This window comes from Actinomycetospora sp., from assembly GCF_036497585.1.
Classification (GTDB): domain Bacteria; phylum Actinomycetota; class Actinomycetes; order Mycobacteriales; family Pseudonocardiaceae; genus Actinomycetospora.
The window spans coordinates 1-17,690 of the sequence record NZ_DASXJD010000018.1 but is presented as its reverse complement, the minus strand read 5'-3'; the positions used below and the strand labels follow the sequence as shown (position 1 = coordinate 17,690).

At 74.6% G+C, this 17,690-nt stretch carries 19 protein-coding genes and 2 pseudogenes; 10 read left to right on the top strand and 11 right to left on the bottom strand.

The window, feature by feature from the left end:
* Window positions 1-205, bottom strand: a pseudogene (locus tag VGH76_RS01775) (hypothetical protein); the annotation flags it as partial.
* Window positions 206-221: 16 nt separating this feature from the next.
* Between VGH76_RS01775 and VGH76_RS01770 the strand changes: the two are divergent.
* Window positions 222-2,165 (top strand): acetoacetate--CoA ligase, encoded by a 1,944-nt coding sequence (locus tag VGH76_RS01770; RefSeq protein ID WP_331554882.1) that lies wholly within the window; start codon window positions 222-224, stop codon window positions 2,163-2,165.
* 230 nt (window positions 2,166-2,395) lie between these two features.
* The gene (locus VGH76_RS01765) at window positions 2,396-2,533 is read left to right on the top strand and encodes a hypothetical protein (protein WP_331554881.1); all 138 of its coding nucleotides are present in this window, start codon (window positions 2,396-2,398) and stop codon (window positions 2,531-2,533) included.
* Here the strand turns inward: VGH76_RS01765 and VGH76_RS01760 are convergent.
* The gene (locus tag VGH76_RS01760; RefSeq protein WP_331554880.1) at window positions 2,530-3,093 is read right to left on the bottom strand and encodes a hypothetical protein; all 564 of its coding nucleotides are present in this window, start codon (window positions 3,091-3,093) and stop codon (window positions 2,530-2,532) included. The genes VGH76_RS01765 and VGH76_RS01760 overlap by 4 nt on opposite strands.
* A 105-nt stretch (window positions 3,094-3,198) precedes the next feature.
* Between VGH76_RS01760 and VGH76_RS01755 the strand changes: the two genes are divergently transcribed.
* Window positions 3,199-3,816 carry a TetR/AcrR family transcriptional regulator gene (locus VGH76_RS01755; RefSeq protein WP_331554879.1) on the top strand — a complete coding sequence of 206 codons (618 nt, stop codon included), beginning with the start codon at window positions 3,199-3,201 and terminating at the stop codon, window positions 3,814-3,816.
* A 1-nt stretch (window position 3,817) separates the two neighbouring features.
* Here the strand turns inward: VGH76_RS01755 and VGH76_RS01750 are convergent, their stop codons facing one another.
* Window positions 3,818-3,985 (bottom strand): helix-turn-helix domain-containing protein, encoded by a 168-nt coding sequence (locus tag VGH76_RS01750; protein WP_331554878.1) that lies wholly within the window; start codon window positions 3,983-3,985, stop codon window positions 3,818-3,820.
* A 107-nt stretch (window positions 3,986-4,092) separates the two neighbouring features.
* On the bottom strand, window positions 4,093-5,205 hold the full coding sequence (locus VGH76_RS01745) for a DUF2235 domain-containing protein (protein WP_331554877.1): 1,113 nt from the start codon (window positions 5,203-5,205) through the stop codon (window positions 4,093-4,095).
* A 272-nt stretch (window positions 5,206-5,477) separates the two neighbouring features.
* On the opposite strand from VGH76_RS01745, the gene VGH76_RS01740 reads away from it, so the two are divergent.
* A complete protein-coding gene (locus tag VGH76_RS01740; protein WP_331554876.1) occupies window positions 5,478-6,368 on the top strand; it encodes a glutamate synthase-related protein in 891 nt (296 codons plus the stop codon).
* Window positions 6,369-6,548: 180 nt separating this feature from the next.
* On the opposite strand, the gene VGH76_RS01735 is transcribed toward VGH76_RS01740, so the two are convergent.
* A complete protein-coding gene (locus VGH76_RS01735; RefSeq protein WP_331554875.1) occupies window positions 6,549-6,959 on the bottom strand; it encodes an NUDIX domain-containing protein in 411 nt (136 codons plus the stop codon).
* A 158-nt stretch (window positions 6,960-7,117) separates the two neighbouring features.
* Here VGH76_RS01735 and VGH76_RS01730 point away from each other — a divergent pair, with 158 nt between their 5' ends.
* The gene (locus tag VGH76_RS01730; protein WP_331554874.1) at window positions 7,118-7,999 is read left to right on the top strand and encodes an alpha/beta hydrolase; all 882 of its coding nucleotides are present in this window, start codon (window positions 7,118-7,120) and stop codon (window positions 7,997-7,999) included.
* Between the two features lie 390 nt (window positions 8,000-8,389).
* Entirely contained in the window at window positions 8,390-9,904 is a 1,515-nt protein-coding gene (locus tag VGH76_RS01725) for a hypothetical protein (protein ID WP_331554873.1), read from the top strand.
* Window positions 9,905-10,157: 253 nt separating this feature from the next.
* On the opposite strand, the gene VGH76_RS01720 is transcribed toward VGH76_RS01725, so the two are convergent.
* The gene (locus tag VGH76_RS01720) at window positions 10,158-10,370 is read right to left on the bottom strand and encodes a hypothetical protein (RefSeq protein ID WP_331554872.1); all 213 of its coding nucleotides are present in this window, start codon (window positions 10,368-10,370) and stop codon (window positions 10,158-10,160) included.
* Between the two features lie 76 nt (window positions 10,371-10,446).
* Window positions 10,447-10,902: a universal stress protein gene (locus VGH76_RS01715; RefSeq protein WP_331554871.1), complete on the bottom strand. Its 456-nt coding sequence runs from the start codon at window positions 10,900-10,902 to the stop codon at window positions 10,447-10,449.
* A gap of 162 nt (window positions 10,903-11,064) precedes the next feature.
* Between VGH76_RS01715 and VGH76_RS01710 the strand changes: the two genes are divergently transcribed.
* Entirely contained in the window at window positions 11,065-12,459 is a 1,395-nt protein-coding gene (locus VGH76_RS01710) for an aromatic amino acid lyase (RefSeq protein WP_331554870.1), read from the top strand.
* 24 nt (window positions 12,460-12,483) lie between these two features.
* Here VGH76_RS01710 and VGH76_RS01705 read toward each other — a convergent pair whose 3' ends face one another.
* Window positions 12,484-13,209 carry an SDR family NAD(P)-dependent oxidoreductase gene (locus tag VGH76_RS01705; protein WP_331554869.1) on the bottom strand — a complete coding sequence of 242 codons (726 nt, stop codon included), beginning with the start codon at window positions 13,207-13,209 and terminating at the stop codon, window positions 12,484-12,486.
* Window positions 13,210-13,219: 10 nt separating this feature from the next.
* On the opposite strand from VGH76_RS01705, the gene VGH76_RS01700 reads away from it, so the two are divergent.
* Complete coding sequence (locus tag VGH76_RS01700) at window positions 13,220-13,363, top strand: hypothetical protein (protein WP_414637652.1); 144 nt, start codon at window positions 13,220-13,222, stop codon at window positions 13,361-13,363.
* 6 nt (window positions 13,364-13,369) lie between these two features.
* On the opposite strand, the gene VGH76_RS01695 is transcribed toward VGH76_RS01700, so the two are convergent.
* A complete protein-coding gene (locus tag VGH76_RS01695; protein ID WP_331554868.1) occupies window positions 13,370-13,957 on the bottom strand; it encodes a class I SAM-dependent methyltransferase in 588 nt (195 codons plus the stop codon).
* A 115-nt stretch (window positions 13,958-14,072) separates the two neighbouring features.
* A complete protein-coding gene (locus tag VGH76_RS01690) occupies window positions 14,073-14,936 on the bottom strand; it encodes a hypothetical protein (RefSeq protein WP_331554867.1) in 864 nt (287 codons plus the stop codon).
* 105 nt (window positions 14,937-15,041) lie between these two features.
* On the opposite strand from VGH76_RS01690, the gene VGH76_RS01685 reads away from it, so the two are divergent.
* Window positions 15,042-16,076 carry a helix-turn-helix domain-containing protein gene (locus VGH76_RS01685; protein WP_331554866.1) on the top strand — a complete coding sequence of 345 codons (1,035 nt, stop codon included), beginning with the start codon at window positions 15,042-15,044 and terminating at the stop codon, window positions 16,074-16,076.
* 116 nt (window positions 16,077-16,192) lie between these two features.
* Window positions 16,193-17,428, top strand: coding sequence for an acyl-CoA dehydrogenase family protein (locus VGH76_RS01680; RefSeq protein WP_331554865.1), 1,236 nt, complete (start codon window positions 16,193-16,195; stop codon window positions 17,426-17,428).
* On the opposite strand, the pseudogene VGH76_RS01675 reads toward VGH76_RS01680, so the two are convergent.
* Window positions 17,395-17,690: pseudogene (locus VGH76_RS01675) on the bottom strand (hypothetical protein); the annotation flags it as partial. The gene VGH76_RS01680 and the pseudogene VGH76_RS01675 sit on opposite strands and share 34 nt — an antisense overlap.

The window sequence follows — 17,690 nt, the reverse complement described above, 5'->3', positions numbered from 1 at the left end:
CGTCCTCCCGCCGGAAGATCGTCGTGCTGCGGAGCTGGTACGGGGTCGGCTCGGAACCGCCGACCGAGGCGGTCGTCCGTTCGATCGCGAGCAGGTACGCGAGATCCCCGCGGACATCGGCGGCGACGACCTCGAGCGCGGATCGTCCGGGCCGCGCCACTCCGGAGCCGAGGCGGGCGAAGGCTCGCGGTGAGACGCCGGTCACGGCACGATCAGGCACCATGACCGCCCTCGACGAACCGTCGCTGCTGCGCTCGCCGGGCCCCCTGGAGGGGACCGGGATCGGCGCCTACCGCGATCACCTGGCGTCGACGCGCGGGCTCGAGTTCGACGACTACTGGGCGATGTGGCGCTGGTCGGTGGCCGAGCCGGAGGAGTTCTGGGGCTCGATCTGGGAGTACTATCGGGTGCCGGGCACCTACGACCGTGTGCTCGGGTCCTCGGAGATGCCGGGCGCGCAGTGGTTCCCGGGTGCCCGGGTGAACTACGCCGCGCACATGCTCGGCACCGACGCCGACGCCGACCGCACGGCGATCATCGCCCGGTCCCAGACCCGCGAGCCGCGGGAGCTCACCTTCGGCGAGCTGCGCGACCAGGTGGCGCGGGCCCGGGCCGGGCTGGTGCGCCTCGGGGTGGGAGAGGGCGACCGGGTGGTCGGTTACCTGCCCCACGTCGCGGAGACGATCGTGGTGTTCCTGGCCGCCGCGAGCCTGGGCGCGATCTGGGCGGCGTGCGCGCCCGAGTTCGGGGCCCGCAGCGTCGTCGACCGGCTCGGCCAGCTCGAGCCGACGGTGCTGCTCGCCGTCGCGTCGTACCGGTACGGCGACAAGGAGATCGACCAGCGCGACGAGCTGGCGACGATCCGCGCGGGCCTGCCCAGCGTGCGCCACGTCGTCGGCCTGGACTACGGGCCGCACCGGGTGCCGGACGCCCTGACGTGGGACGAGCTGCTCGCCGAGTCGGGGCCCCTGGAGTTCGCCGACCTCCCCTTCGAGCACCCGCTGTACGTGCTGTTCTCCTCGGGCACCACCGGGCTGCCGAAGGCGATCGTCCACGGCCACGGCGGCATCCTGCTCGAACACCTGCGGCTGTTCGGCCTGCACTTCGACATCCGCCCGGGCGACCGGACGCTGTGGTTCACCACCACGGCCTGGGCGATGTGGAACATCACGATCTCGGTGCTGCTGCACCGCGGCGCGATCGTGCTGCTCGACGGCAACCCGCTCTGGCCGGACCTCGAGGCGCAGTGGCGGCTCGCGGCCGAGACTGGGGTCGCACTGCTCGGGGCCAGTCCCGGGTACCTGACGTCGTGCCGCAAGGCCGGGGTCGTCCCGCCGCGGTGGCCGGAGCTGCGCCAGCTGGGGACGACGGGAGCCCCACTGCCGCCGGAGGCGTTCGACTGGGTCTACGAGCACCTCGGTCCGGACCTCGTCCTCAACCCGTTCAGCGGCGGGACCGACGTGTGCAGCGGCTTCGTCGGGGGCAGCGTCTGGCAGCCGGTGTACCGCGGCGAGATGGCCGGCCCCGGGCTCGGGCACGACGTGGCCGCGTTCGACGAGGACGGCAACTCGGTCGTCGAGCAGCTCGGGGAGCTCGTCGTGCGCGCCCCGATGCCCTCGATGCCCGTCGGGTTCTGGCACGACCCCGACGGCGAGCGCTACCGCGAGGCCTACTTCGACGTCTACCCGGGCGTCTGGCGGCACGGGGACTGGGTGCGCTTCACCGAGCGGGGCAGCTGCGTGATCACCGGGCGCTCCGACGCCACGCTGAACCGCGGCGGCGTGCGGCTGGGCACCGCCGAGTTCTACGACGTCGTCGAGGACATGCCCGAGGTGGCGGACTCGCTGGTGGTGCACCTCGAGGACGACGAGGGCGGCTCGGGCGAGCTGCTGCTGTTCGTCGCGCTCGCGGACGGCGCCGAGCTCGACGACGACCTGCGTGCCCGGATCGCCCGCGGGCTGCGCCGCAACCTGTCCCCGCGCCACGTGCCCGACCTCATCGCGGCGGTGCCCGCCGTCCCGCGCACGCTCACCGGCAAGAAGCTCGAGCGCCCCGTCAAGCAGGTGCTGCGGGGCCGCCCGGTCGAGGAGGTCATCAGCCCCGACGCCGTCGCCGGCGCCGAGGCCGTGCCGGCCTTCCGCGACGCCTACGGCGCCCGGCCGTAGGCGAACGCCGGAACACCGCGCGAGAACCGGGTCCCGGGGACCCGGTTCTCCCGCACCGTCGAGGGCCCACGTCACGGAGTGTGGTCCCGAGGCATTCCTCACCCCTCCGCGGGGCTCGTCACGCGCAGCCCCTCCCGCGACGACGAGCGCGGCGTCACCGACACCATCACCGACGCCGGCCGCGCGCTGATCGCGCGGGTGCTTCACGGCCACGAGGGCGTGTCGGCCAGATGCTCCTCGATCCGCTCTCGCAGGACGACGCGAGGACCCTCGCCGCCCTCCTCATCCCGGTGCGCGACCACATGCGCGCGGCGCCGCCCCGCTCGGTCACCTCGCGCCGACGCCGGGGTCCGGCGTCGGGCGGCTAGACGACCGGTCGCGCCGACCGCCCGAGCCTCAGCGCGGAGACGAGGAAGAAGACCCCTCCGAGCAGGGCGTAGCCGGCCAGCGCGACCAGGGCCGCCCCGTCACCCGACGCCATCACGACGAACGACGTGCCGGCCAGCACCGAGAGCGACCCGCTGGCGATCATCGCCCACTGCCCGCCGAGCCGACGGCGTCGCACGGCCACCACGAGCTGCACGAGCCCGGCGACGACGGCCCAGACGCCCCACACCCGCAGGACGGCCGGGATGCCGGACATCGACGCGACGACGAGCCCGAGCGCGGCGACCGTGCTGATCACGATGTTGAGGAGGAGGGCCGTCGTGGGCCCTGCGGCCGCCGGGACCCGCGACGACCGCGCGTCGACGACGGCCGCGGCCACATCGAACGCCGGGTAGAGCACGAGCAGCAGGGCCGCCGGCAGGCCGAGGCTCGACGCCGTCAGGTACAGCAGGACCGCCCAGACGAGGGCGAAGCCGAAGCGGACGAAGTAGAGCCGCCGGAGCGCGGGAGCGACCTCCCGGATCGTGGTCACGGTCGTCATGGCTTCTCCTCAGGTAGAAAGACCGTTCTTCCTTGCTGCCGAGGAGCGTGGCACGGTTCCGTCGCCCCACGCAAGACCGATCGTTCTTTCTGCTAGCGTGGCGCCATGTCCTCCCCGGCGCCGTCGACCGCGACACCCACGTCGGCGGCGGGGCGGTCGGAGGCCCGGGAGCGGCTGCTCGCGACGGCGAGCGGGCTGTTCTACCGCGAGGGCATCCGGGCGGTCGGGGTCGAGCGGATCCTCGCCGAGACCCCCACGACGCGTGCCACGTTCTACCGGCACTTCCCCTCGAAGGAAGCCCTCGTCGTCGCCTACCTGCGCGGGGTCGACACCCAGACCCGAGCCGGCATCGCCGCGGCCGTCGACGCGGCCCCCTCGCCCGCCGACGCGCTCCGCTCGATCGGCGCCGCCGTCGCGGACGACCTGGTGCGGCCCGAGTTCCGGGGCTGCGCGTTCCTCAAGGCCGCCGCGGAGTTCCCCGACGCCGAGGACCCCGTCCGGCGGGCCGTCGTCGAGCACCGGACCTGGTACCTGAGCACGCTCGCCGACCTGTTCGAGCAGGTCTTCCGCGGCTCACCGGGACGACCCGACCCGCGGCACGCGGCGCGGCACTTCCTCATGATGCGCGACGGCGCCATGTCCGGGGCCGCTCTCGACGGCGCCGACAGCGTCGGGGACGCGTTCCGCCGCGGTGTCGAGGGCCTGCTGACGGTCGTGCACTGACTCACAGCTGCGGCATCCCGCCGGCGTGGAGCGCGGCGGCGATGGGCTCGAGGTCGGCGACGAGCTGGTCGATCTCGTCCGGCTCGAGGCTGTCGTACGTCGGGGCGGCGAGGTCGTCGGTCAGCGCCTCGATCCGGTCCTGGTCGCCCGTCCGGTCTCGTTCAGCCACCCCTCGTCGTCGACGAGGCCCCGTGCGCGCATCCCGTCCACGACGGCGTCCAGCCGCGCGGCCGGGAGGTGCCAGATCCGCCCGAATTCCTCCGCCCCGCGTCCCCGTCAGCCCCGGTCGACGAGGTCGCCCGACGCGCCCAGGACGTGCTCCACCGGCGTCGTCCGCTCGGCGTCTCCGAGGATGCCCGCGAACTCGTCCGGCGCGTCGGGCCGGTTCTTCTCGTGGTCGACGGCACTCGACGACACTGTCGTCCCCGCTACGGGCGTCCGGCGGAATCGGGGCAGGAAGCGATAGGGGAACGTCGCCAGCGAGTCGTGCGGCGCCTGGAGAGCGTCGGGCCACACGGCCTCCTGCCTCATCGGGTCCGACCACTGCCACGGGAAGCTGCCGGGCACGAAGTCCAGTCCGTAGCGCTCGGCGCGGGACATCATCCAGAGCAGCGTGACGTCTGCGAGCCCGCGGCGGGCGTAGCCACCGCCGATGTCGGAGTGCACACCGGTGAACCACACCTGTTCGAGATCCTGATCGCTCGTTCGCGGTTGGTCACGGGGAACGGTCCAGAGCGTGGGCGAAAAGGTCCCGCGCCGCTCGTGCATCGCCAACGCGTGGAAGGCCCCGTCGACCTGGCCGCTGAGGTCGGTGTCGTGGAACTGCACGTGTCTGTTGACCAGCGCCGCACCCGGAAGGTCGGCGACCGGGACACCGAGCGACCCGACCGTGTCGAAGACCCCGACGAATCGGATGCGCGTCTCCGTCGAGAACGAGCGCCGGAACAGCTCAGCCTCCGTGCTGCGCGGATGGGTCGAGGGCTCACCTGAATGGTAGAGCGCCCAGGCGTCGTCGAGGTGCTCGACGAATTCGCGGCGTAGAATGCCACAGTTGCGCACGAAGCCCGCCGTGCTGCGCGCGGTGAACGCCCCGCGACTGAAGCCGAACAGGAAGACCTCGTCGCCGGGCTCGAACGTGTCGACGAGGAAACGGTAGGCGTCGCGGACGTTCTTCGCGAGCCCCGCACCGAAGGCGCCGCCGGTGATCCGGTCCAGCGCGCCACCGGTGCCGACGCCTTTGTCGTAGAAGACGTGCTGCTCCCGGTCGTGACGGTCCCGCAGCGCTACCGCTTGTGCGATGCGGCAGACGTTGGTGGGCACGGACACGCCGTCGTCGACTTCGTCCGGCGCGTTCCACGTGCCGTCGCAACACACCACGAGGCGCTTCATGGTCGACTCCTCGGTGTCGGTCGAGTGTGGTTCGCAGAAGCAAGTGCTCGGGGCCGCGTCGTCAGGGCACCGAAGGCGGGCTCGTCCGTACGATAATGGCCCACTGGAAATGTGCCCTGACGTCGGCAGCTCTCGTGCCGGGTAGAAGCCTCAGGTCGTCGTCGAAGAATCCTGTCACGGCGTCGCGGTTGCGCGGCCTCTCCTCGCGGTCGACGGACGCGAGCGGGTGGTTGCCGGCGGTCCCGAGTGAGGAGATCCCTCGTCTACCCCGCATGAACCCGACCGACCTGCGCAAGGCCGACGCCGTCGAGGTCGTGCTCGGGCAGGGCGCCAAGCCGGGCGGCGGCGGGATGCTGCTCGGCCAGAAGATCTCCGACCGGGTCGCCGGGAGGCGCACGCTGCCCGCGGGCATCGACCAGCGCAGCGCCTGCCGCCACCCCGACTGGACCGGCCCCGACGACCTCGCCATCAAGATCACCGAACTGCGCGAGATCACCGACTGGGAGAAGCCGATCTACGTCAAGGTCGGGGCCACCCGCACCTACTACGACGTCAAGCTCGCGGTCGCGGCCGGCGCGGACGTCGTCGTCGTCGACGGCATGCAGGGCGGCACCGCCGCCACCCAGGACGTGTTCATCGAGCACGTCGGCATCCCGACCCTCGCCGCGATTCCCCCAGGCCGTCGCGGCCCTGCAGGAGCTCGGCCTGCACCGCCACGGCGTCCAGCTGATCGTCTCCGCGGCATCCGCACCGGGGCCGACGTCGCCAAGGCGATCGCCCTCGGGGCCGACGCGGTGGCGATCGGCACCGCGGCGCTGATCGCGCTCGGGGACAACTCCCCGGAGTACGCGGCGGAGTACGAGGCGCTGGGCTCGGCGGCCGGGTTCTACGACGACTTCCAGGACGGGCGCGACCCGGCCGGGATCACGACGCAGGACCCCGAGCTCGCCGCCCGACTCGACCCGGTCGGGGCCGGCAAGCAGCTCGCGAACTACCTGCGGGTCCTGACGATGGAGGCCCAGACGATCGCCCGGGCGTGCGGCAAGTCCCACGTCCAGCACCTGGAGCCCGAGGACATCGTCGCGCTGGCGATCGAGGCCGCCATGGCCCGCGTGCCGCTCGCGGGAACCGACTGGATTCCCGGGAGGGAGCACCGTGCCTGAGGTCGTGATCGTCGGGGGCGGGCTCGAGGGCTGCGCCACCGCCTGGGCGCTGGCGCAGCGCGGGGTCACGACGGCGAGGGCCTCCACGGGCCGCAGGAGCTCGTCGAGCTCCCCATCCGTTTCCTCTCGGTCCTCGCCCACGGCGACGACGGCGCCCCGGTCGAGGAATAGCTGTACCGGTCAGGCCTCGTCCAACACCGGCAGGACGTGCGTCGTGAAGAACCGGCCGTCGGCCGGATTCGAGAGGATCTCCGCGACCGATTCCGGCGCCACCCACCGGGCCTCGGGGTTGGCGGGGTCGAGCGGTTCGAGGTCGGCGTCGGGGCTGCGGAACAGGAACAGCGTGATCGTCTTGCGCTCGGCCAGGCCGCGCCCGACACCGAGCCGCGTGTAGGACCCGAGCTCCCGGACCAGCTCCAGGTCGGCGAGCCCGCACTCCTCGTGGATCTCTCGCCGGGCCGCCTCGAGCACACCCTCGCCCGGGTCGACGTGGCCCTTGGGCAGCGACCACGTCCGGGCCCGTTGGCGGACGACCGCCACCCGACCGTGCGGATCGACGACCACCCCGCCCGCGGCCTGACTACACAGCATCCCCGGAGGGTGCCCGGACGGGCCCGGATGTACGGCGCGGCGATCAAGATCCGGTCTTCGTGAGCGAGTCGCACCGAATCTTGCGCGTGTCGCTCGCGAGGACTCGATCATGAATCCGGCGCTGCTCTCCCGGGACGATCGCTCTAGGGTCCGCGGCCGTGGAGATACAGCAGGTCCGGCTGGGCGAGCTCGACGTCGCGTACCTGACGACGGGTCCCGACGACGGCGAGCTCGCGATCCTGCTCCACGGCTACCCCGACACGGCGTGGTCCTGGCGTCACCTCGCCCCGGTCCTCGCGGCGCGCGGCTACCGGGTGGTGGCACCGTTCCTGCGGGGCTACGCCCCGACCGGACTCGCCCCGGACGGCAGCTACCAGTCCGGCGCCCTCGTCGCGGACGCCGTCGCGCTGCGCCGCGCACTCGGTGACAGCCGGCCGGCGTTGCTCGTCGGGCACGACTGGGGCGCCGTCGTCGCGTACGGCGCCGCGCTCCACGCGCCCGACCTGTGGTCGCGCGTGGTGACGATGGCCGTGCCACCGCTGGGGCTCGTGGCGAGCGTCGTCCGCCGGCGCCGGTTCGACCTGCTGGCCCGTCAGCTGCGCGCGAGCTGGTACATGCTGTTCCAGCAGCTCCCGGGCGTCTCGGAGGCCGCCCTGCCGCGGCTCGTCCCCCGGCTCTGGGCGAGCTGGTCCCCGGGTCACGACGGCGCCGAGGACGTCGCCCGCGTCGCGGCGGCCCTCGACTCGCCGGCCCGGCGGACCGCCGCTCTCCGGTACTACCGCGCCTGGGGCCAGCCGTGGCGGCGGCTGCCCCGCTACCGCCGCGAGGAACGCGCCGTCCTCGGCACACCCCGCCACCCGCTGCTCTACCTCTACGGCACCGACGACGGCTGCGTCCGTCCCGAGATCAGCGCGCTCGCCACCGACGTCCTGCCCGCGCAGCGGGTGGTCGCCGTGGCCGGTGCCGGGCACTTCCTCCAGCTCGAGCGGCCCGAGCAGGTGGCGACGGCGATCACCACCTTCCTCGACGAGCCGGCCTGAGGCAGGGGGTCCGCGGCTGCTGCTCCGACCTCGGGCTTGAGGATGCAGATCGCGAGGTGCGCGGCCAGGACCGCTTCCCGCGCGGCCGTGCCCAGCCCCGGGTCCGCCTCGGCGGCCGCCTTCGCGCCGTCGCCGGTCTGCTCCAGCGGCAGTCCGCGGGCGCTGGTTCTGGTGGCTCTCCCGGCGCTCGGTCTGGGGCTGCGGGGGGGGGGGCCATCGGGGAACCACCCGTGTGGGTGGCGCCGGAAATCGTGTCGCAGGGACGAGTCCGTGCGTTTTCCGTCCAATTCGGATCGACGGGTGACCAGCCCTTTCTCGTCGATCGTTCCTGAGTAGCCTCCCGCCGAACACGCGGTGAACGCGAAAAGTCATCCGGGAGGCGCAGGAGCGATGACCCTGTGGGTGGAACGCGACGAATTCGACGAGTTCGCGCGAATGGTGCGGTTCGTCGTCCTCCCGACGGCGCTCGGGATGGCGGTGGTCCTCACCGGCTGGGCCCTCAGTCACCGGTCCGGGGGCCACGTGGTCGCGTTCCTGCTCGGCGACCGCGACACCGGTCGCGTGGGGGCGGAGTGGACGGGTTTCGCCAAGTTCCTCGCGTCGGAGGCGCTCCTCGCGGCCACCGGCGTCCTGCTCTTCGCGGTGGGGCTCATCCACACCTGGCGCCGCCGCCGCGGCGGCGAGCCCTCGACGACGACCCGGGAGGACCTCGGTACGGCGGCCCTCGTCGTCGTCCTGGTGCTGGACGACCTCTTCGTGCTCCACCACACCGTCCTGCCCGGTGTCGGTGTCCCCCCGGTCATCGGCACCGCCTGCTACCTGCTCGTCCTGGGGCTGCTCGCGGCGTGCGCCTGGCGCTCGATGCGCGACGCCCGCGTCCAGCTCGGCTTCCTGGCGGCGCTGTCGTGTCTGGCCGTCGCCGCGGTCGTCCTCGCGGTGGCCGCCCACCTCGAGCGCTCGGCCGACCCGGCCGGGGTCCTCGCCAACGCGGGCGGGATCGTCAAGTACCTCGGCTGCGCGGCGCTGTGCTGGGTGCTGGTGATGCGGGCGCGCAGCATCGTCGGGCAGGTCGGCCGCCCGCCCGGATCGACCGCGCCGGTGGCCGAGGCGTCCACCGGCACCGTCCTCATCGGGGACGCGCCGCCCACCGAGCCCTTTCCACGCCCCGCCGGCCCCCTCTGGAAGGCCCGGGGCGAGCTCGGGGAGCTGTGGCGCACGATCACCCGGGCCCTGGTGCCGGCCGGGATCGGGTTCGCCCTCGTGCTGACCGCGTTCGCCGCGAGCCACCACGCGATCGAGATCGCGCTCCAGGACCAGGACACCTCACCGGGCTCCTCGGCGTGGTCGGGCCTGTTCACGTTCATCTGCTGCGGCGCGCTGGTCGCCGCGGCCGGCGCCCTCCTGGGCGCCCTCGACCTGGCCCGGGCCCGGCGCCACCGCGGGGGGTGCGGGCCGGACCGGCGGGTCGTCCACGCCGGGCTCGGGGTCGCGGTCCTGGTGCTGCTCGTCGCCTTCGACGACATCTTCATGATCCACGACTCGATCCTCCCGAGCTTCCGCATCCCGGAGACCCTCGGCAACGGCTTCTACGTCGTCGTGGGAGGCGCGCTCGTGCTGTGGGTCATGGCGCCGGTGCACCGCCTGGGCCTGCTGGCGCCGATGCTGCTGGGCCTGGCCGGTCTGGCCGTCTCGGTGGCCGGGGACAAGCTCGAGGACGTGCTCGAGGTCAGTGACCCGACCTTGTCCCACTTCCTGGGCAACGCCGAGGACGTCTGCAAGTACCTGGGCTACGCCGCCCTCTGCTACGTCCTGATCGTGTTCGCGCGGCGCGTCGCCGACCAGGTCGTGCAGACCGTCCCGACGCCGGCGCCGGCGCCCGCGCGGTCGTCGACGGTCGTGTCATAGCGCGCGTCAGGCCGCGATGTCGTCGGTGATGACCTGGCAGGACACGAGCCGTTCGCGCTGCGGACCGACCCGGACGCGCTCGCCGACCTCCGGGCCAGGGTCCGGGCCGCGCGCTGGCCGGACGCCCCCACCGACGGCGGCCAGCCCTACCCGGGCGTCGACCCCGCCGTCCTCACGCCCGTGGAGCGGGACTGGTTCGCCGCGGGCGGCGCGTGGGCCGCACCAAGGACCAGATCCTCACCAACGTCACGATCTACTGGCTCACCGGGAGCATCGCCTCGTCGATGTGGATGTACCACGCGAACGCCGCCATCGCGCCCGAGCAGCTCGCGCGCCGGCCGGCCACTTCGACGCGTTCGTCGACGCCGGCCGCCTCCGGGCGGTCGCCGAGTCCATGCCCGACACCCGCTTCGTGGCTCTCCCGGGGAGCCACTTCGTCCCCGTGCAGCAGCCCGACGCGGTCCATGCGGAGCTCCTCGCGCTCATCGCGCGCACGACCCTGGACGACGTGGGCCCACCCGGCCGAGCCGGGTGACGCCGGCTCACACCTCGGACGGCACGACCAGCACCGGGCACGGGGCGTGCATCACGCAGTGCAGCCCCACCGAGCCCAGGGCGACGCCGGTCACCCCGCCACGGCCGCGGTGCCCGACCACGAGCAGATCGGCTCCCCGAGCGGCCTCGACGAGGATCTCCGCGGGCCGTCCGGTCCGGGCGTGGACCTCGACCCGACGCTCCGCGGCGCCCGGCTCCTCCGCGAGGACCTGGTCGACGTGCTCGCGGGCGGCCCGCTCGTGGGCGCTGTCCCACCTCGTCCGGTCGTAGGGCTCCAGGCCGAAGGACTCCGCGAGACTCCGGATCGGGGGTTCCCAGGCCGAGACGACGTCGACGTCGGCGCCCCGCCGGGCGGCCTCCTGCAGCGCGTAGCGCAGGGCGACGTCGCCGCTCTTCGACCCGTCGACCCCGACCACCACGCGCGGCGTCCCACCGTCAGCCATGTCGCCTCTCTCCGTGCCTCCGGCGCGCCCACCCGGGCGCTCGGGCCGCAAACCGCACCCGCGGAGTCAGCCTGCCGCTCCCGTCCCGGCCCCCACCAGGGTCGGACGTCCCGGCCGGAGGTCACCCCGGCGGGTCCACCGGGCCCGGGTCAGGATGCGGGCGTGACCCTGGAGCTGAGCGAGCCCGCCGACGTGGACCTCGAGGCCGTCCGGCGGGTGGCGCGGGCGGGCGAACCGGTGCGGCTGGCGCCGGCGGCGCTGGCCGCGATCGGGCGGCGGCGCGCCGAGTTCGTCGCCTTCGTCGAGGCGCACGCCGGGGACCACCTCTACGGCATCACCACAAAGCACGACGTCGCCGCCCGCACCGTCCTCGACGACGCGGCTCGCGCCGAGTTCGGGCGGCTGCTGCCCCCGACGCCGCCGTCCCCGTCCACCCTCGGGCCCGCCCTGCCCGAGCGCGTGACCCGCGCCGCCGTGCTCGCCCGCCTCACCGACATCCTCCACGGCACGGCCGCGATCCGCGCGGAGACCGCCGCGCGCCTCACCACGCTGCTCGACGGGCCCCTGCCGGCCGTCCCCGAGGGCGGCAACGGCGACCCCGGCGACGTCGTCGCGTTGGGCCGGCTGCTGCGCCCCGCCTTCCAGGGGACCCTCGAGGTCGGCGAGGGGATGGCGCTGATCAACGGGTCACCGATGGCGTCGGGGGTGCTCGCCGACGCCGTCCTGTCCGGCAGGGACCGGATCGCGCGGCTCGAGCAGGTGCTCGCTCTCGCCGCGGTCGCGGCCTGCCTGCCCGACATGCACGTCGACGCCCAGCTCGGCGTGCTCTGGGGCGACCCGCACCAGGAGCGCGTGCTCGCCCGCTACCGCGAGCTGCTCGCCGGCGGCACGTGGCCCCGCCGCGCCTACCAGGCCCCGGTGTCGTTCCGCAGCGCGCCGCGGGTGCTCGGCGGGGTCCTGCGCACGCTCGCCCACGCGCAGGACGCCGCCACCACCACGCTGCGTGCCGCGTCGAACAACCCGGTCTTCGTCGGGCCCGACCTGCGCCCGCCGCTGGGTGCGGTGCTCTCCAACGGCGGCTACCACAACCCGCTCGTCTCGCCGACGCTCGGCGCGCTCGCACACGCCTGGGCCGACCTCGCCCAGCTGGTCACCGCACAGCTCAACCGGCTCACCGACCCGCCCGACGGCATCGCCGCCCACGAGACGGAGCCGCGGACCTCGCTGTTCCCGATGACCGCCTCGGGCTGGGCCGAGCAGGCGCGGGCCGCCGCCGCGCCCGGCCTCGTCGGGCTCGGCCGCAGCGGGCAGACCGACACCAGCACACCCGACGTGCTCGCCTGGCGCCGCGCGACCGACGCCGGCGCCGCCCTCGACGCCCTGCTCGGCCTGCTCGCCGTCACCGCGACCCATCTCGTGACCCGCCGGGGCGACACCCCGCCGCCGGCCCTCGCCGGGCTGCGCGACGCCGTCCTCGAGTGCTACCCCCTCGACACGCCCCCGCTCGACGTCGCCGAGGCCCTCGACGCGGTCCTGGCCCACCTCGCGGCGCGCTGAGCCGCGCTCCCCGGAGGACGAAGCTCACCAGGGAACGCGGCCGTCGTCCTCGAAGAACCCGCCGGTCGGGCCGTCGTCGGGCAGCGTCGCCAGGTGCAGGGCGATCGCGGAGCCCTGCTCCGGCGTGCGGACCCCGCGGAAACCGTTGAGGTCGGTCGCGCAGAAGCCGGGGCAGCCGGCATTGACGAGGACATCGGTGTCGGCGAGCTCCTTCGCGTACTGCACGGTCACCGCGTTGAGGAACGTCTTCGACGGCGAGTAGGCCCCGGAGATCGGCCCGGTCTCGCCGCCAGGGGTGCTCTGGCGCGTCAGCGACCCCACCGAGCTGGACATGTTCACGATCCGCGGATGGGCCGACCGGCGCAGCAACGGCAGCAGCGCGTTGGTGACGCGCACGACGCCGACGACGTTGGTGTCGACGACACGCAGGATCGTCGTCGGGTCGACGGCGGTCGGCTCCTGCGGCGCGCCCCCGGTGATCCCGGCGTTGTTCACGAGCACGTCGAGCCCGCCGGCCTCCTCCTCGACCAGCCGGGCCGCCGCGGCCACGCTCGCGTCGTCGGTGACGTCGAGCGGCACGCCGAACGCGTCCACGCCCGCGGCCTGCAGCTTCGCGACGGCGGCCTCGCGTGCCCCGTCGTCGCGGGCGCCGACCCCCACCGTCCAGCCGCGCGCGCCCAGCCCAGCGGCGATCTCGTACCCGATGCCCTTGTTCGCGCCGGTCACCAGCGCGATCGTCTGTCGGTCCACGACGTCGATCGTGCGCCTGCGGACCCACCTCGGCGAGGACCTCGCCACGGTGCCGATCGTCGACGCGCCGCGCGTGACGACCGTGATCGCCTGGCCGCCGCACAGCCGCTCCCTCGCCGTCGCCGGGCTGGTCCGCGCCGCCGGTCGGCTCTGAGGCCGGTCAGGAGGGTCGGGCGAGGCGAGGCCGGCGTGCGATCGTCACCGTGGCCGGGGGCGCGTTGCGCCACACGGTCCGGCTGACGACGACCTCCTCGAACGCCTCGTGCAGGGCCTGCTCGGCCTCGCGGGCCCAGGGCAGGAGCCGGGCCCAGCTGTGCTGGACCTGGCTCAGGGCCCCGCCGGGGGCGAGCAGCGCCCCGGCCGCGGTGAGGAACCCGCGGTCCTCGGCGAGGCTGAGCGGCAGCGTGCTGAACACCAGGTCCACCCGGGTCCCGCGCGCGTCGAGGTCCGCCAGCGCGTCGACCGCCTCGTCGCAGATCACCTCGACGGCGGGGAACCGGCGCGCCAGGACCGCGGCCAGCCGCGGGTTGACCTCCACGGCGAGGTGGCGGCCCCGCGCGCCGAGGCGGCGCTGGACGACAGCACTGGTGGCGCCGGCGCCCGCGCCGAGCTCGAGGACCACCGGGTCACCGTGCTCGGGCAGCGGGGCGAGCGCGACGTCGCACGCCGTGCTCGACGTCGGCAACGGCGAGGCCGTCGTCCACGGCGCGCGGACGAACTCGCGGGTGAAGGTCAGGACGTCGGTCACGGCGCTCTCCCGGCACGTCGATGTGGACACCGCGCCACCCGGCCGGGTGACTCACCGCGGAACTCCCCACCGGACGTGCCGGGACAAACCCCGCTCTCTGGTGCGCCGAGCGCCGTCAGCACCCCACGTACGCCGTGACCGGCTCGGCGGACGGGTCGATCTCCGCCCCGGCCGCGTGCGCCGGGGTCGAGCCGTTGCCGCGGCGCATCAGGAACATCCGCACGCCCATCGCGGCGACGCCGGTCCCGGCGATGAGCGCGATCAGCACCGGGACGCCCATGCCGCCGGAGGAGTCGGCCGGGGGCAGCGCCGAGTTGTTGCTCGCCGAGACGACGTTCGCCGCTGGGTCGGCGGGGGCCGACGGAGCCGCGGGAGCCGGCGCCGCGGGGGGCGGGGCGAGCAGCTGCGACGGCGAGAACGGCGCCGCCGCCCCGAGGGCACCCGCATCCGACGAGGCCGCCGTGCGCGAGGAGTGGGCGGTCGAGGCCTTCGGCGCCGGAGCGGCCGCCGCGGCCCGGGGCGCCGGAGCGGCGGGGGCGGCAGCCGGGCCCGCCGCGGCGAGCGGGGGTGCCGCCGGGGCCGCACACGGGCCGACGGCGGCCGGAGCCACCGCACCCGGCGCGGCGGCCGGGGCCGCGGCCATGGGCGCCGCGGCGACGGGGGCCGGCGCCGGGGCGTAGTACACCGGCGGCGCGAGCATCTGGACGTTCACGTCGCACCCGGGGCGGGCCATCGACGACGGGATGTGCGCCGTCGTGCCCGGCGCCCCCCCGACCGTGTAGTCCTGGGGCACGCCGACCCGCGGCGTCACCCTCACCGTGTCCCCGGGCATCGCGGACACGGTCTGCCCGCAGGACGCGGGGACCAGGGCCGTGGGAGCCGGGGCCGCGGACGCGATCCCCCCACCGAGCGCCACCGAGCCGAGCAGCAGCCCCCCGGCTGCGGCGGCCGTGGTGACGAGACGTGCGACCAGCACCATCGCGGACCTTTCGCGAAAGACACCCCCGACGACGCCGTCGGGGGCGTCGATCAGGGCTCCGACGACGTGACAACGAGGCAGCGGGCACTTGGTCGCGGCCTCGTCGTGACCGACCTCGTGACCGACCTCGTGACCCCGTCGTCACCTGCGTGCGCTGGACTGGCCGCGGCGGACCGGGGAGGTGACGAGGTGGGGGTGTGGGACATCGCGGCCCTCCCGCCGCGCGAGCAGTTCGGCTACTGGCACGAGGTCATCTGCCAGGCCTTCGTGCCGCTGACGCCGCACCGCACGCTCGACGAGGAGGGGTTCGCGGCCAAGGTCGAGACGCGGCCCCTCGCCGAGCTCAGCCGGGCCCGGCTACGCGCCCGGCCCCAGCGCACCGACCACGGGCCGCGTGACGTCGCCCGGACCGACGGTGCCTACTACTTCGTCAACCTGCAGCTCGACGGGCGCTGCGTGACGACGGTGCGCGACGAGACCGTGGTGGTGGAGCGCGGCCAGTTCGTGGTGGTCGACACCACCGAGCCCTACTGGTTCCACCTCGACCGGCCCTGGCAGATGCTCTCCTACCGGCTCCCCCACGCCGCGCTCGCGGACGTGCTGCAGGGACGCCGCCTCGCCCTCGGGCGGGCGGTCCCCGGGACGGGCGCCGGCGCGGCGGTCACCGCGCTGATGGAGGCGCTGTGGCCGCTCGAGGCGCGGACGCCGGGCGCGGGCGACCTCACCGGATCGTTCGCGGCCGCGGTCGCCGCGGCGCTGGCGGTGGAGCCACCGGGCGCCGCCGACCCGGTTCAGCGTCGCGCGGTCTCCCGCGCGGCCGTGCGAGCCTACGTCGAAAGCCACCTCGGGGCCGACCTGTCCGTCGCGGCGGTCTGCCGCCGGTTCGCGGTCTCGCCGCGCACCCTGCACCACCTCTTCGCCGACGTCGATGAGTCCTTCGCCGCGACCGTGCGGCGGCTGCGCCTGGAGCGGTGTGCGGCGGTGCTGGCCGACCCCTCGACGACGGCCGGGGTCACCGCGGTGGCCGCGGCGCACGGCTTCGACGACCCGACGTCGTTCAGCCGGGCGTTCCGCCGCCACTTCGGCGTCGCGCCCCGCGAGGTGCGGCCGCCGCGGATCCTGCCCGCCGGCGAGGGGTGAAGGCCGCTGCACGAACTGCCAGGCGAGGGTGCACGTCCGGCCGAGACGCGGGCCCGGTCCCGCGACGACGCTCTGGCGACGTTCGTTCAGGTCGTCGCCGAGCAGGGAGTGCAGCCGTGGCCGTGTCGTTCTCGTTGGGTCCCGAGCAGGAGGCGCTCAAGGCCGGTGCGCGGGGGTTCGCGACCGAGTACCTGGCCGACCTCGCGGCCGCCGTCCGGGCCGAGCCGGACCCGCTGACCCGCGCGCTGCTGGCCCGGCCGGTGTTCGAGAAGGCGGTCGGGAACGGCTTCCTCAAGGGCCTGATCCCCGCGGCCGTGGGCGGCGCGGCCGGCAGCGGGGTCGACGCGGCGATCTTCATCGAGGAGTGGGCGACGCAGAGCCCCGACTTCACCATCTCCTTCGCCGGCCCGCTGATCGCCCTCATGCCGGTCTACGAGGCCGGCACCCCGGAGCAGGTGCGGCGCTTCGTGGCGCCCTTCCTCGCCGACTCCGGCGCCCCGCTCGCCGCCATGGCCTTCAGCGAGCCCGCGGGCAGCGCGAACTTCGACGCCGCGCCGCCCGCGACCGGGATCACCACGACCGCCGAGCGCGACGGCGACCACTACGTGGTCAACGGGACGAAGGCCTGGGCGTCGCACCTGTCGGGCTGGGACGGCGACGGACCGGACCTCATGACGATCGTGTGCCGGGCACCGGGCGGGATCTCGCTCCTGGTCGCCGAGCGGGAGCACCTCGCGGGCCACCTCGAGGTCGAGGAGCACTACGACCTCCCCGGGCTGCGCGGCTGCCTGACCTCCCGGGTCCGGCTGCACGATGTGCGCGTCCCGGTGGCGAACCTGCTCGGGGAGGAGGGCCGGGGCGCCGAGCTGACCCGCCACGCCTTCCTGCCCAGCGGCGCCTCGATCGGCATCTTTGCGGTCGCCGCCATGCGCGGCGCCTTCGACGTCGCGTACCGCTTCGCCCGCGACGAGACCCGCGGCGGGAGCGGGCCGATCCTGCGCCACCAGGCGGTCTCCGACGTCCTCGCCGACGCCAAGGCCCGCATGGAGGCCGTCCGCCTGCTGTCCTGGCGCGCGCTCGACGCCGTCATGTCCGGGCACCCGTCGGCGCTCGAGCTGGGCCTGCACGCCAAGGTCCTCGGGTCCGAGACGGCCGTCGAAGTGATCAACAAGCTGGTGGGGGTCGTCGGCGTCACCGCCTACGACCAGGGGTTCCCGCTCGTGGAGTACCTGCAGGAGGCGCTCGCGTACCCCGTCATCGAGGGCAGCAACACCGGGGTGCGCCGCCGCCAGCTCCAGGAGCTCTTCCTGTCCCCCGGCTACGACCCGCTGGCGGCGTCGGGCATGGGCTGAAGCCCGAGGGGTCGGACCCCGCCCTCGCGCACGGCGGTCGCGGTCCGGAGGCGCGCGTCGAGATCGGTGAGCTGCTCGCGCAGGGCGGCGAGCTCGTGGCCGCTCAGGCCGGTGGCGAGCTCGACCCCCCGCTGCACCTCGCGCGCCTTCTCGCGCAGCGCCAGCCCGTCCTCGGACGGCGCGATCTCGAGGGTGCGCTCGTCCTCCGGCCGACGACGACGAGTCAGCAGGCCCTGCTTCTCCAGGCGCTTGAGCAGCGGGG